4 protein-coding genes are annotated in these 16,060 nt (G+C 67.0%); all 4 read right to left on the bottom strand.

Annotated features, from left to right (window positions below):
• Window positions 1-14: 14 nt before the first annotated feature.
• The 4 genes from ACOQPH_RS16790 to ACOQPH_RS16775 all read right to left on the bottom strand — a co-directional run bounded on the left by ACOQPH_RS16790 (window position 15) and on the right by ACOQPH_RS16775 (window position 16,059).
• Entirely contained in the window at window positions 15-2,618 is a 2,604-nt protein-coding gene (locus tag ACOQPH_RS16790; RefSeq protein WP_420622457.1) for a hypothetical protein, read from the bottom strand.
• Window positions 2,619-2,713: 95 nt separating this feature from the next.
• On the bottom strand, window positions 2,714-7,750 hold the full coding sequence (locus tag ACOQPH_RS16785; RefSeq protein WP_420622456.1) for a cell wall-binding repeat-containing protein: 5,037 nt from the start codon (window positions 7,748-7,750) through the stop codon (window positions 2,714-2,716).
• A gap of 58 nt (window positions 7,751-7,808) precedes the next feature.
• Complete coding sequence (locus ACOQPH_RS16780; RefSeq protein ID WP_420622455.1) at window positions 7,809-12,836, bottom strand: cell wall-binding repeat-containing protein; 5,028 nt, start codon at window positions 12,834-12,836, stop codon at window positions 7,809-7,811.
• A gap of 58 nt (window positions 12,837-12,894) precedes the next feature.
• Window positions 12,895-16,059 (bottom strand): cell wall-binding repeat-containing protein, encoded by a 3,165-nt coding sequence (locus tag ACOQPH_RS16775; protein WP_420622454.1) that lies wholly within the window; start codon window positions 16,057-16,059, stop codon window positions 12,895-12,897.
• Window position 16,060 lies beyond the last annotated feature (1 nt).

Here is a 16,060-nt window from a genome sequence, read left to right as displayed (position 1 = left end):
CCTGGATTGCATCGTCATGGCCTGTGGATGTTCCGGCTGCCCCAACATGAGATCGTGCCATCGCGCCGCAGGCCGCATGAAGACTCACCCCCTGCTTCGACGGAGGTGAACAGTCCCCCAGACGCTGCGGACTGGCCTCGGTGGTTGGCGCCCCAGCAGTTGACGCGCCCATCCGCGCGAAGCCCGCATGAGTGGTCGCCGTCTGCTGTTACAGCGACGAATACACCGCTCGGTGCATCTGTCTCACCCTGATAGTTCGCACCCCAGCACGCAATGGTCTGGTCCGTGTGAAGCCCGCATGAATGTCGGACCCCGGCAGCGATCGAGATGAAGGTACCCGTCGGCACGTTGGTTTGGCCCCAGTCGTTGTTGCCCCAGCAGACGGCGACCCCATCATCCCTCACGCCGCAAGTATGCAAGCCACCGGCGTCGAGGTCGACGAACGTTCCGCCGGGCGGGCGCGCCCGGCCGTCAACATTCTCGCCCCAGCATGCGACCGTTCCGGTTGTCTCGATTCCGCATGAGTGCGCAACACCCGCGGTCACGCTGCTGAAGCCTCCCTCCGGCGGGTCGGCCTCTCCTCGGTCGGACGAAGAACCCCAGCAGAAGACAGCGCCATCGGGGCGAACACCGCACGTGTGTCCCCAGCCAACCGACACATCGACGAAGCCACCTTCTGGCGGCTGCTGCCAGTGGTAGAGCCCGTCTCCCCAACACTCAAGTGTTTGGTCGACCCGCAACGCGCACGTTCGTCGATAGCCGGCAGACACCGAGGTGAATGCAGCACCAGGCGGGTCCGACTGTCCGAATTCGTTGATATCGCCCCGACCCCAGCACGCCAGACCACCGTCGGACTGCACACCGCACAAGCGGATATTCGTGTCTCCTGCTCCCAAAGAAGCGAACGAGCCGTGCGGCAGCGCATCTTGCCGCGGTGCCTTGCCGCCCCAGCACGCCACCCGGCCGTCGGTGCGAAGTCCGCACGCCCAAGCGAACGTTGTGCTTGCCGCAGAGAACGTGCCAGCGGGAACCTCGGTCAGATTCCCAAAATCGGGACCCCAGCAGACCAGGCTGGCGTCGCTGCGCACACCGCACGAGTGCGAGCCGTTGTTGCCTACTGCGGTGAAGCTGCCCGAAGGAACCTCGTCCCGGCTCGCGTCGTACGTGCCCCAGCACTCCAGCCGGCCATCGGAGCGCAGACCGCATGACTGCCCTCCGCCGGCAGACACGCTGCTGAACGTTCCAGATGGCGCGTTCGTTTGTCCGTAGAAATTGCTCCCCCAGCACTCGATGCGCCCATCGGCGCGCAGACCGCATGCATGCACAACCGCTGCACTGACAGCGCGAAAGGATCCAGCAGGGACATCGGCCATCGCGGCGTTCACGCGACCCCAGCAGTCAATGGATCCGTCCACCCGGACCCCGCAAGTGAACCCGGTACCAGCAGCGATGGAAAAGAACGTCCCGTGGCGCGGATCCGACTGTCCGGCGTCATTCGCTCCCCAACACAAGATGCGTCCGTCCGCTCGCAGCCCGCACGTATGGGTGTAGCTGTAGGAAACGGATACAAATGCGGAGCCAGCATCGACCGTCGCAGCGGCACGCGCTGCCGCCTCGGCGGCATCTTCAGAACTGGCGATGTCAGTAAGCCGTCGCACGCGAGCCACCGGAACGAGTTGCTTGGCTTGAGCTATGACCGCGGGCATGAGTGCTGCCGAATCTCCGACGAGCGTGATGCGTTCTGGTGGAAACCTCGTCATGAGCTCGACCGCTGCTTCGCCGAGCGCATCGGGCCGCTGGGCGTACAGCACGGCTGCGTGCGGGTCGGCTGCAGCGAGCGCCACCGCGACACCGACGTCCCGGTCGGACCAGCCGTATGCCACCACGGCATGGGTGGCGCCCTTGCCGAATGCCCGCTCTGCGGAGACTGTGGCGGTGTCCACGCGTGTTGCCCCACCGAGCCGCTCCACCGCGATGCCGGGAGAGGTCTGTCGCAACTCTTCGCCGATCGATTCCGCCAGTGCCGCGGTTCCTCCGATCAGCAACGCCTTGCCGGGTTGAACCGCCTCGATCACCCGGCGAGTCGGCGCGCCGAGCCCATCGGCGGTGGCGTACAGCACGGCATCCGCCCCGCCGGTCGCGACAATGGACGCAGCCACTCCGACGTCCGAGAGCGACCAGCCATTCGCAATCACGACAGTCGGTGCCGTCACGCCGTCGAGCGACAGACTGGCCGCTTGGGCGGCAGTGTCAATGCGGTTGTAACCCGCAAGCCGAACGAGTGAGGCGTCTGTGGACAGGCGGCGCAGGTCGTCCTCGATTCCAACACCAAGGGCGGCCCAGCCGCCCACGAGCACAGCGCCATCGAGCCCATACTCATTGATGACGCCAGCTGCACCCGGACCTATGGCCTCTGCTGATGCAGCGAAGAGCACCGCATCTGCTTCGCCGGCTGCCACCACAGAAGCCGCCGTTCCGATATCTGAGAGCGACCCTGCATTCGCGACGGCGAAGCGACGCTCGTCGAGTTGTGCACTCGACGGTGCGGCAACGACCGTGAGACTCCCGGCGGCGATGACAAGCATCAACAGACCAGCCAGCGTTCGACGCAGCACCATCACCGGGCGAATCCTAGGTCGGATGCTGATTGGCAAATTTCGGAGGGGACAGGACGAACGCAGTCACGGTCCCGCGGTGCGGAGGCTGGCGCCGGTCAGTTGTTGCGGGTGATCGTCACCGTGTGGGTGTTGCCGTCGTCTGCTGTGACGGTGATGGTGTAGCCGTGCAGCGTCACTGAGTCGTCCACGCCGAGGACGGGGAAGTCGTCGACCTGGCCGTTTCCGCTGTCGTCGGCAATCTTCAGCGGCAGCGCTCCCGATCTGAGCGCCGAGTCGACCGTGTACACCAGTACGCCCTCGCTGAGGAGGTTCGGGAATCGCACGCGTGCGCCATCGGCGGTCGTGGTCGTTACCGGGCGGTCGTAGCCGAGTTCACGGCGGCTCTCCACCACGATCAACTCGTGGGTCGTGAGCGGCACGGCGGCCATCGCCGTGCTGCCGCCGGGCGCCGCAATCGGGCCCAGCTGCACCGTGGCCGAGGGCTCTCGCACGCACTGCACCTGCGTGTCGTCGAGCCATCCGAGCTGCCAACGGCTCCACGCCATCATCTCAGCCGGCACAAGTTCCCTCGTATAGCTGGTCTCCCGCCTGCCATCGGCGTACCGCCACGTGACCTCACGCCGTTCGTCGAACTTGTTCGCCGGGAACCAGGCTTCCAGGCCCATGCGGCCGAAGGCAGCGCGGACCCATTCGGTTCCGGCTGGCGCGTCGCGCAACTCATGCAGGGTGCCGTCGTAGGGGTACATGTCGAGCAGGCCGAGGTTGTGGATGACCTCGTGGGCGGCCACGCGCCCCCAGTTCGGCGCGCTAGCGAGGGTCCGCTCCTCGGAGAGCAGCTTGTCGTTCGTGCGTGTCATTGCCAGGCTGCGTCCGTCGGCCTGTACGACGCCGCCAGCATTGCCGCCGCCTCCGAAGTGGCTGCTCGGGAGGACCACAGCTACGGCATCGACACCGGAGAAGTCCACGGCGTCGTCTGCCAGCATGACCGCGTGGACACTGGCCGATCTGCCGAGGCCGGTTCCTACGGCGAGCTCCTCGATGTAGGAGGCGTGCGGTTGCTCGGCTCGCAGCCACGCATGGTGGATCACCAACTCCACATCGAGGTTGCCGTAGCTGGCGGCCTCGAGATACTCCTCGATGAAGGCGGCGCCCAACTCCGCTTCGCGTTGCGTCGTGTGCTCGGCCTGCGCGTCGGGGAAGTCCATGAACAGCAACGCCACCCGCAGTGTCCCCGTCGAAGGCACTGCCCAATCCGCGAGCGGGAACCCTGCGGTCGTGCCCGAGACGCCCCATGGTCGGCATTCGGCAACGCCACCGGAGGCTGGCGTACCTGCGGCGCCTGAGATGGCCAGGCTCCAAGCATCGTCGTGGTCGGAATCGCCTGGGTCGGCGTCGGCGGGATCACCAACTCCGTCGTACACAATTCGCTGACCGTCGGGCGACCAGCTGGGGTTTCTCTGCTTGATCAGCCCGTCGCCGATGACGTTCTCGGCCAAGCCATCGATCTCCACCGTCACCACGCGACTCTCGCTCCAGCTGCCTCGTGCAAAAGCAATGTGCGTGCTGTCGGGCGACCAGGACAGACCTCCGTCCGCAAAGGCGCCAACGGCCACGGCGCGTGCATTCGAGCTGTCGGGTGCCATGATCCACACCGCTCCGGCGGAGAGATACGCGATGACGCTGCCGTCGGGCGACCACGCAGGCGAGCTTTCCCAGTCGTCGTCTTCGGTGAGGATGGTCTGATCGCTGCCGTCGTTGCCCATCAGCACGATGTAACGGTCTCGGCCCGACACATGTCCATTTGCGTCGGCTTCGCCCAGTGTCTGACGGGCAAACGCAATCTGGCTGCTGTCGGCCGACCATGTCGGGGAGCTGTCGAGGACATCGCCCTCGGTGATCTGCGTTCTGTGCGTCCCGTCAGTGCTGACCAGCCAGATGTGCGACAGCGTGCGCCGGCTCGTAGTGACTGTTCGAGCGAACGCAATGCGGCTCCCATCGGGCGACCACGACGGTCCCGACGACGTCTCGCCGTCGAAACGGGTGAGACGACGAAGGCCTGAGCCGTCATTGCGCATCAGCCACAGCGATCCGCGCCGAGCGAACGCCACGTGTGTGCAGTCGGGCGACCATGCGGGCTCGCTGGCAACAAACGCGGTCTCGGCCAGCTTCACCGGGCCGTCGCTGGCTGTTCCACCGCACCCGCCCGTGGCAGTTACCGCTCCTCCGCCCACGAATTGCCCCGCCGTGGTGCCGACCTGGGTGCCCGATGCGCCGGCCGCCCAGACATGCTGGGTACCGTCGGCGTTCACTGTGTGGAACAGAATCCGCTGCCCGTCGGGCGACCAGTGCGGACTCGATAATCGCGCCATCCCATCGGTGACCTTGATATCACTGAGGCTGGCCAGCTCGAGAAGGTGGATGGCCGTCGCGCTGTCGTCGCCGCGGGTCACCGCGATGCGGGCACCGTCGGGCGACCATGACAGGCCGTTTGAGTCGACGTCGCCGGCGATGCCGCGGCGATGTGCTCCGTCGGGTGTGATGACCCAGACACTCTTGAGGGAGATGTACGCGATCAGGGTCCCGTCGGGCGACCACGCCGGGGAGTGGTCCCACACCGCCCCAGCTGTGAGCGCCAGTCGACCGCTCCCGTCAGCCCGCATGACAGCGATGTAGCGATCGCTGTCAGTGCGATGACCGGCATCGCTGCGTCCGCTGCCCCAGTAACGGCTGAAGGTCAGCTTTGCGCCGTCGGGCGACCACGACGGCTCGTCGTCCCACACATCGCCACCAGTGAGCTGCGTGTGACCGGTGCCGTCGGAGTTCACCAGCCAGATGTGCGACACCCACCTGTCGTCCAGGTAGTCCGTCCGCGCGTAGGCGATGCGTGTGCCATCAGGCGACCACGACGGCGCATACGACGTACGGGCGTCATAGCGAGTGAGACGCCGCAGATCGGTGCCGTCGTTGCGCATCAGCCACAGCGATCCGTCATGAGCGAACACGACGTGGGTGCAGTTCGGCGACCAGGACGGGCTGCTGCCGCCCAGCGAGCCGAGTTGCTGCGATGCGTCGCTGGCGCTACCGCCGCAACCGCCCGGTGACGGAGCCGAGCCGCGCCCTACGAACTGTCCCGGCGCGATGCCAACCTGACGGCCCGACGCGCCTGCTGCCCATGCCTCGCGCGTGCCATCCTCAGTCGCGACGAAGAACAGGATCCGGTGCCCGTCGGGCGACCACCGCGGATGGCTTTCCCGCCCGGGAACGTCGGCAAGCACTTCTTCACTGGCGGTGTCGACTTGGACCAGCCGGATGGACGCATCCTCCCCGTCACGGCGGGTGAACGCAATCTTCGAACCGTCCGGCGACCACGACAGGCCGCCGTCCCAGTAGGCGTTGCCCGCTATGGCTCTGCCGCCGGATCCGTTCGTGTTGTGCACCCAGACGGAGTCGTAGGCGATGTAACCGATCTGGCTGCCGTCGGGCGACCACGTGGGGGCGCGGTCCCATGCGCCGCCGACTGTCAGGAACCGCTTGTTCGTGCCGTTGGCGTTCATGGCCACGATGTAGCGGTCGCTGCTGATGCGATCGCCTTGCGCATTGCGTCCCGTCCCGCTGATGCGGCTGAACACGATCTCGGTGCTGTCGGGCGACCACGACGGGTCGCCGTCCCAGACGTCCCCACGGGTGACTTGAGTCTTGCCGGATCCGTCGGCGTTCACCACCCAGATGTGTGACTCCCAGTGTTCACCCTGGTAGACCTCGCGTGCATAGGCAATTCGAGTTCCGTCGGGTGACCAGAACGGTTCATGGGAATAGCCGCCGTCGCGCTGGGTCAGTTCGCTCGGTTCGCTGCCGTCGTTGCCAGCGATCCACAGGCGTGAACGGGCTCCGTAGACGATCTGGCTGCAGTCGGGCGACCAGGCAGGTTCTTCGGGGTCGTTCTCGGTGACGAGCCGCACCGGCGCGGCATCGATCGCTCCCCCGCAGGTGCCTGCGGGCAGTCCGGCGGGCTCGTCGGCGGGTTCGACGGTGGGCTCGCCGCTGAGGTAGGCGTCGATCGCTGTCTGGGACACAGCTGCGTCGCCGCCGAACACCCGCAGGTCCAGCGTGTCGACGCCCGCGGCGGCCGTCGCCGTGTGTGCAGCGTCAAGAAAGCCCGCTGTGTCCAGCGGAATGGCGTTGGGGTTGGCGAGCAGCAGCGGGGCGCACAGCCGTCCCAGCAGCGGGCCAGCGCTGAACGAGTCGAACGGCACGCGCGCTCGGGCCAGCCCGATGCGTTCAGTGGTTAAGCACCGCTCGGACCCCTGGGCGTAGAGGCCTTCCACAAATTCCGCAGCCTTCACCGCGGTGTCGAAGCGGGTCGCACCCGCCAGGCGCGTGACGGCAATGCCAAGGTCCGAGATCGACCAGTCCACCGCTTCGGCCAGCGCAGCGGTGCCGCCCATCAGCACCACATGGGAGATCCCCGCCTCGGACAGGTACCGGGCCACTCCGGCATGCAGTTCGTCACGCGGGGTCAGCAACACCGGATGCGGCCCCCGTGCTGCGAACGCACCTGCCACCAGAGCATCGGCAAACACGTCGCCGTTGGCAACGATCGCCGTAGTGCCGAAACCGGGCATCTCGCCCACCGACTCAATCTGCCGCGCCGCAACCACACCTGTGGCGTAGCGATCTACTCGACCCACGCGCTCCACCGCGATGCCGAGGCCTTCCAGCGAAGTCACCACCGCGTCGCTGACGGCGTGTGCACCCCCCGTGGCGCCGACCACCACCACGTCGGTCACACCGGTGCGCTGCAGGAACGCCGCCGCATCGTCGCGCAGCTCCCCGGGCGAGGTCATCAATACAGGCGCACCCAGCGCTCCCGCCACCGGCGCAGCCACCACCGCATCGGGCCAACTGAGGCCCGACACCATCACCACATGCGTCAGCGAGCCGCCCGCTTCGGCCGCGACCGCCTCGGCCACCAGCAATGAGGTGGCATAGCGATCCGCTCCGCCGTAGCGGGAGACCGCAACCTTGGCCAACTGCTCTTCTTGGGCGGTTTGGGCCGCTGCTGACGCCGGCAACCCAAGCACGCCCCCCACGACCGCGACGACCAGCACCGCTCCGGTCAGTGCACGCCGCATCTGGCCGAACGTAGTGCCCAGCGACAGGACGCTGTCCCGCAGCCTGGCGGGACGGCGGTCAGGAGTTGCGGGTGATGACCACGGTGTGGATGTCGCCGTCGTCGGCGGTGACCGTGATGGTGTAGCCCCGCAGGGTCACCGACTCGCCGACTTCGAGCACCGGAAAGTCGTCTAAGTGGCGGTTGCCATCGTCGCCGGCAACACGAATCGGCAGCTCGCCCGAGCCGATCGCCGAGTCGACTACGTACACGAGCACACCCTCGGTGATGAGCCGGGGGAACGTGGTGCTGACGCCCGTGTCGGCCACTTCGAAGGGTCGATCCGCGTCATAGCCCGACTTGCGGCGGCTCTCGATCACGATCATCTCGTGGGTGGTGAGCGGCACGGCAGCCATCGCTACACCGTCACCCGGCTGCGCGATCGGCGCCAGCTGCACGGTCGTGTCAGGCGCATCGGAGCAACTCACTTGCGAGTCGCTCAGCCACCCGAGCTGCCAGCGGCTCCACCCCAGCATCTCCCTCAGATTGAGATCCCTCGTATAGCCCACCGAAGTGCTGCCGTTGGAAAACGTCCAGATGTGTCGCAGGCGCTCATCGTTCTGCACAGTGGCGAAGGTGCTCGCCAGACCCATCAATCCGATGTTGATGAATACCAACACGTTGTCGGAAGCGACTTCGGGCGGCTTGCCGCGCTCGGGATCGTAGGGGTACATGTCGAGCAAGCCCAGGTTGTGCGTCATCTCATGCGCACCGACGTATCCCCAGGCTGTCAGCGACCCCGACTCGGCGCGCCGATGGGTGTTCACCCTCGTCGTCGAGACCTCGACGTCATCGGCGGCGGCAGAACCACCTGCGTTGCCACCGGCAAAGTGGCTGCCGGGAAACACCGTGAGGACCAGATCCACCGTTGAGAAGTCGAACTCGTCGTCGGCCATGGCAACAGCGTGTGCGGAGGTTGGACTCGAGAGGCCCATCCCGACCGCCAAGCGCCCTATGTAGGCGGTCGAGTCCTGCTCGGCGCGCAGCCACCGATGCAACGGTACGAACTCGATGTCGATCTTTCCGTAGCTGGCCGTCTCGAGGAACGTCTCGGCCCACGGCAGGCCGAGTTCTGCCTCTTCCTGCGTCGTGTGCTCAGCCTGCGCGTCGGAGAAATCCATGAAGAGCACAGCCACCCGCACCACTCCGGTCGAGGGAACCCCCCGATCCGGCAATGGGAATCCCGCTGTTGTGCCGCCTGAGCGACCCCGCGGTCGGCACTCGCGAGCTCCGTCTGGCACCGGCGTGCCTGCGGCCCCGGACACGCCCACGCGCCAGATGTTGCTGTAGCGGGCGTTGTCAACGTCTGCATCGGTGGGAGCGGCGACTCCGTCATACGCAATTCGCTCGCCGTCAGGCGACCATCTGGGGTTCCTCTGCTTGAGCAACCCATGTCCGATGACGTCTTCGGAAGGGCCATCGATCTCGACTGCCACCACGTGACTCTCGCTCCAACTGCCTCGCGCATAGGCGATGCGCGTGCCATCGGGTGACCAAGACAGACCTCCCGCCGCAAACGCGCCGGCGGCTACAACGCGAGGGTTGAAGTCGTCGGGTGCGGTGACCCACACCGCACCGGCGGAGAGATAGGCGATAAGGCTGCCGTCGGGCGACCACGCAGGCAAGCGTTCCCCGACGGCGCCCTTGGTGAGCACGGTTTGATCGCTGCCGTCGGCGTCCATCAGCATGATGTAACTGTCCCCCCAACGGCCGCCTGCCTCGATTTCGTCGTTTATCCAGCGTTCGAACGCGATCTGGCCGTTGTCTGGCGACCATGTCGGAAAGCTGTCGTTGACATCACCCTGGGTGAGCTGTGTTCGTTGCGTCCCGTCGGTGTTGACCACCCAGATGTGCGACTGCGACTGAGTCGGCTGGTCGTGAGTGACCGATCGGGCGTATGCGATGCGGCTTCCGTCAGGCGACCACGACGGTCCCGAGGCAGACTCGCCATCGAAGCGGGTGAGGGGACGAAGGCCCGAACCGTCATTGCGCATCAGCCACAGCGAACGGTCCCGGACGAACGCAACATGTGTGCAGTCGGGTGACCATGCGGGCTCGCTGGCAGCGTGGGCCATCTCGGTCAATTCCACAGGGCCGTCGCTGGAGGTTCCACCGCACCCGCCGGCGGCTGGAGCCGCACCGCCGCCCACGAACTGCCCCATCACGGTGCCGACTTGGGTTCCCGATGCGCCAGCCACCCAGATGTGCGTCTGGCGGTCGGCGTCCACCGCTTGGAACGCAAGGCGTTGCCCGTCGGGTGACCAGTGCGGGCTCGACGGTTGCCCAGTCACGCCTTCGATCTTGATGTCGCTGAGGCTGGCGAGCTCGATCAGATGGAGGGCAGCTGCACCGTCATCGTCGCGGACAACCGCAATGCGAGAGCCGTCAGGGGACCACGACAGGCCGCTCAAGGAGACGCCGCCGGCGATGCCGCGTCGATGGGATCCGTCGGGCGTGACGACCCAGACGTTCTGTCCGGCGATGTACGCGATGAGGGTGCCGTCGGGCGACCACTCCGGCGAGCTCTCCCACAAGCCTCCCGCTGTCAGCGCTCGCCGGCCCGAGCCGTCAAGTCCCATGACGGCGATGTAGCGATCGCTGTCGGTGCGATGACCGTTCTCGTCGCGGCCGCTGCCCCAATAGCGGCTGAACGTCAGCTTCGAGCCGTCAGGCGACCACGATGGGTCGCTGTCTCGCACGTCGCCGCGTGTGAGCTGCGTGTGGCCGGTGCCGTCCGCGTTCACCACCCAGATGTGAGACATCCACCGCTCGTTCTCGTAGAGGAGGCGCGAGAAGGCGATCCGTGTGCCGTCGGGCGACCACGACGGTCCCGAGATGTGGCTGTCGTAGGTAGCGAGCCAGCGCATGTCGGTGCCGTCGTTGCGCATCAGCCACAGCGACCTGTCCCGGACGAACACCACATGTGTGCAGTTGGGTGACCATGACGGGCCGTCGCCGCCAAGCGGGCCGAGCTGGCGCAATGCGTCGCTGGAGGTTCCGCCGCAACCGCCCACCGACGGAGCCGATCCGCGCCCCACGAACTGCCCCGGCGCGATGCCAACCTGGCGGCCTGACGCGCCCGCAACCCACACCTGGCGTGTGCCCTCTTCGGTGGAGACATAGAAGAGGATGCGTTGGCCGTCGGGCGACCACTGCGGATAGCTCTCGCGCCCAGGCACGTCGGCCAGCACTTCCTCGCTGGCGGTGTCGATCTGAACGAGCCGTATGGACGCGTCGGTGCCGTCGACGCGGGTGAACGCAAGCTTCGTGCCGTCGGGCGACCACGACAGACCGCCATCCCAATGGGCGTTCCCCGCTACGGCCCTGCCGCCGGATCCGTCCGTGCTGCTCACCCAGACGGAGCTGCCGGCGACATACGCGATCTGGCTGCCGTCGGGTGACCACCTGGGCGCACGCTCCCATGTACCGCCGACGGCCAGGAACCGCTCGTCGGTGCCGTCGGCGTTCATCGTCACGATGTAGCGATCGGGCTCGATGCGGTGGCCTTCGGCGTTGCGTCCCGTCCCGCTGAGGCGGGTGAACACCAGCTTGGTGCCGTCAGGCGACCACGACGGGTCGTCGTCCCAGACGTCCCCGCGGGTGATCTGCGCCTTGGCGGTGCCGTCAGCGTTGACCACCCAGATGTGCGACTCCCAGTGGGTCTGCTGGTTGACCTGGCGGGCATATGCGATCCGGGTGCCGTTGGGCGACCAGGCGGGTTCATAGAAGAAGCCGTCGTCGCGTTCGGTCAGTTCGCTCGGTTCGCTGCCGTCGCGGTTGGCGATCCACAGCCGCCAGCGCGCCCCGTAGACAATCTGGCTGCAGTCGGGCGACCAGGCTGGCTTCTCAGGGAAATCCTCGGCAATGAGCTGTACCGGGGCCGCATCGATCTGCCCGCCGCAAGTGCCAGCGGGCAACTCGGTGGGCTCGGCCTCGGGTTCGACGGCGGACTCGCCGCTGAGGTAGGCGTCGATCGCCGCCTGGGACACGGCTGCGTCGCCGCCGAACACCCGCAGGTCCAGCGCGTCGACGCCCGCGGCAGCCGTCGCCGTTCGTGCAGCGTCCAAGAAGCCTGCCGTGTCGAGCGGAATGGCGTTGGGATCAGCAAGAAGCAGCGGGGCGCACAGCCGTCCCAACAGCGGACCGGCACTGAACGAGTCGAACGGCACACGCGCCCGGGCCAGGCCGATCCGTTCGGTGCTGAAGCACCGTTCGGTTCCACGGAGGTAGCGGCCGACAACGAAGTCTGCTGCCTTCACCGCGGTGTCGAAGCGGGTCGCACCCGCCAGGCGCGTGACGGCGATGCCGCTCTGAGAGATCGACCAGTCCACCGACTCGGCCAGCGCACCGGTGCCGCCCATCAGCACCACATGTTCGATTCCGGCTTCGGACAGGTAAGCGGCCACGTCAGCGTTCAGTTCACCCGGCGGCGTCAACAGCACCGGATGCCGCCCGCGAGCAGCGAACGATCCTGCCACCAACGCATCGGCAAACACCCAGCCGTTTGCCACGATCGCCGTGCGGCCCAATCCCGGAATGTCACCTACCGAGGAGAGATGGCGCGCAGCCGCCACCCCAGTCCTGTAGCGATCAGCTCCCCCGACGCGCTCGACCGACAGCCCCAAGTCTGCGAGCGAAGCCACGACAGCCTCGCTCACCGCGTGGGCATCACCGGTGCTGCCCACCACCACCACGTCGGACACGCCAGTGCGCTGCAGGAACGCCGTCGCATCGTCACGCAACTCCCCGGGCGGGGTCATCAGTACAGGCGCACCCAGCGCTCCCGCCACCGGCGCAGCCACCACCGCATCGGGCCAACTGAGGCCCGACACCATCACGACGTGCGTCAGCGAGCCGCCCGCATCGGCCGCGACCGCTTCGGCCACGAGCAACGAGGTGGCATAGCGATCCGCTCCGCCGTAGCGGGAGACCGCAACCTTGGCCAACTGCTCTTCTTGGGCGGTTTGGGCCGCTGCAGACGCCGGCAACCCAAGCACGCCCCCCACGACCGCGACGACCAGCACCGCTCCGGTCAGTGCACGCCGCATCTGGCCGAACGTAGTGCCCGACGGAACAACGCTGCCCCGCAGCCTGGCGGGACGGCGGTTAGGAGTTGCGGGTGATGACCACGGTGTGGGTGTCGCCATCGTCGGCGGTGACCGTGATGGTGTAGCCCCGCAGCGTCACCGACTCGCCGACTTCGAGGACCGGGAACTCAGCGACCTGGCCGTTGCCGCCGTCGCCCGCAACCTTGAGCGGAAGCTGTCCCGAGCGCAGCCAACTGTCGACGGTGTACACCAAGACACCCTCGGTGATCAGCCGAGGGAACGTCGTGGAAGCGCCTGTGTCGGCTGCTTCGTAGAACTGGCCGGCGTCGTAACCCAGCTTGCGGCGGCTCTCGATCACGATCATCTCGTGGGCGTTGAGCGGCACGGCGGCCATCGCCACTGCGGCGCCCGGCTGCGCGACCGGCGCCAGCGTCACGGTGGTCTCGGGCTCGCTGATGCAGTTCACCTGAGATTCGCTCAGCCAACCCAGCTGCCAACGGCTCCACGCCAGCATCTCCTCGAGTTCCAGATGCCGTCGATAGTCCGCCGAACGGTGGCCTGCGGGGTACTCCCAGAAATGCAGCAGTCTGGGATCGTGCTCGGCTGCGAGATACCAGGACCACATATTCATGCGGCCCCACTCCGTTGCCACCCAAACCTGGCCAGGAGGCGGGTCGGGGCGGGTGTGCAGGCTGTCGTCGTAGGGGTACAGGTCGAGCAGTCCGAGCGAGTGCGTCATTTCGTGCGCAGCAACCGTTCCCCACCGCTGTGGAGCAACGGGCTCCGGACGCACGAACGTATTCACCCTGGTCGTGACCAACGTCACGCCGTCTGCCTCAATCGTGGAGGTCGCATTGCCGCCACCGAAGTGCGTGCTGGGGAACACCGTGAGCACCGTGTCGACGGTCGAGAAGTCGAGGTGCTCGTCCGCGAGCTCTGCGGAATACACGCTCACGTCGGACGCAAGGGCGTTCGCGGTGATCCCTGTCGGGCCGAGGTAGGTGGAGTAGCCCTCTTCAGCCCGCAACCACTCGGGATGCACGGCGTACTCGACGTCGAGCTGGCCGTAGCTGACCGTCTCGAGATACTCCTCCATGTACGGCAGTCCCAGCTCGGCCTCTTCCTGGGTGCTGTGGGCGGCCTGCGCGTCAGGGAAATCCATGAAGATCACGGCAATGCGGAGCGTTCCCGTCGACGGCGCAGCCCAGTCGGCAAGCGGGAATCCGGCCGTTGTGTGCCACGTGCCCCCTGGACGGCACTGCCCTGCATCGCTTTCAACCGGATCGCCGCTGGCGCCGGCGACATGGACGCGATGGACGCCGCCAGCTTCGATGGTGTGGAAGGCGAGCAGATCGCCATCGGGTGACCAGCGGGGCGCCAACACCCGGTCCGCAGACTCAAAGATGGTTTCCTCATGGAGCCCCGTGAGATCGGCAATCGCGAGAGACGCGACACCTTGGCGGGGACGAATGAACGCAATCCGTTTGCCGTCGGGCGACCACGACAGCTCGCCGTGGTTGGAAACGGGGGTGATGATGTGGCGAGGGTTCGAGCCGTCGGCGTCGATGACCACGATGGTGTTGTTCGCGACGTAGGCCAACTCGGTGCCGTCGGGTGAGTAGACGGGACCGAAGTTCCACCGCCCTTCGGTCGTCAGCACTTCAACCTCGGTGCCCGTACGGGTCATCCGTGTCACCTGCTTACCGCTGTCGTCAAAACGGTCGAAGACGATGAGTTCACCGTCAGGCGACCAGCGAGGGGACGCGTCCACGAGGGCTCCGGTGGAGAGCTGGGTTGGGCCCGTGCCGTCGGCATTGACAGTCCAGATGTGGGCGACCCAGTGGTCGACGCCCTGGTAGCCCCGGACGTAGACGATCTGGGTGCCGTCGGGAGACCAAGCAGCGGAAAAGAGATGCGCCCCGACGTCGGGCAGGAGCTGCTGCTGGTTGGTGCCGTCGTTGTTCATCGTCCACAGCGACCCGTCCTGGGTGTAGACGAGCCGGTTGCAGTCGGGGGACCACGCCGGGTCTTCGGCGTTGGTCGAGGCCACGAGCTGGCGCGGCTCATCGGTGATGGAACCGCCACAGGTTCCTGCAGGCAGCACCGTGGGTTCAACGGCGCGCCCATCGGCGAGGGCCTCTTCGCTGCTGAGGAAGGTGTTGAGGGCGGCTTGTGAGACGGCTGCCTCGCCGCCAAAGATGCGCAGACCCACGGCGGCGTGGGTGCTGCGCGCCGTGTCGAGAAATGCCGCTGTGTCGGCGGGTACCTCGGCAGGGTCAACGAGCACCAGCGGGGCGCACCGCTGGCCCAGCAGCGGCGCAGCGCTGAACGAATCGAACGGCACCCGTGCACGAGCCACCCCAACGGTGCTCGTCGCGAAGCACGGCTGCCCAGCGGCATCGTCGTAGCGGCCGGTCACCAACTGTGCGGCTTGTACTGCGGTGTCGTACCGGGTCGCGCCCGCCAATCGGGTCACCGACGCTCCAAGTTCGGTGACTGCGGTCTCCACGGCTTCGCTGAGCGCAGCGGGGCCGCCCATCAGCACCACATGGGCGATCTCGGCTTCGGTCAGGTACGTGGCCACCTCGGCATGCAGCCCGGCTTTGGGGCTCAACAGCACTGGGTGCTGCCCGCGGGCAGCGAACGGGCCTGCCACGAGGGCGTCGGCGAACACCTCGCCGCTGGCCACGATGGCAGTGCGCCCCAACCCACCCATGTCGCCGACGGAGGACAGGCGGCGTGCAGCGGCGGCAGCGGTCGCGTAGCGGTCCGAACCGCTGACCCGCTCGACGGTCACGCCCAATCCTTGGAGCGCTGTCACGACCTCGTCGCTGACCGTGTCGGGCTGACCTTCGGTGCCCACCACGACGACGCTCGACGCCCCTACTCGCTGCACGAAGGCTGCCGCGTCATCTCGCAGCTCACCCGGCGGCGTCATCAGCACCGGCGCTCCCAGCGCACCTGCGATGGGAGCAGCCACGACAGCGTCAGCCCAGCTGCGACCCGACACCATCACCACGGCATCGACCGAGAGGCCGGCGTTGGCCGCAAACGCCTCGGCCACCAACAGCGATGTGGCGTACCGATCTGCGCCTCCGTATCGAGTAACGAAGACCGCGCCCTGATCGTCGTCGCCAGAGACCGCCGACGCCGCCGTGGGCAGCACCAGCACTGTCCCGACGAGCACTGTCACCAGCAGTGCCGCTGTCAGCAACCGCCGCATT

The sequence above is a fragment of the Candidatus Poriferisodalis sp. genome (genome assembly GCF_965221945.1).
Classification (GTDB): domain Bacteria; phylum Actinomycetota; class Acidimicrobiia; order Acidimicrobiales; family Poriferisodalaceae; genus Poriferisodalis.
The sequence above is the reverse complement of the archived record's forward strand: the minus strand, read 5'-3'. Positions and strand labels throughout refer to the sequence as shown.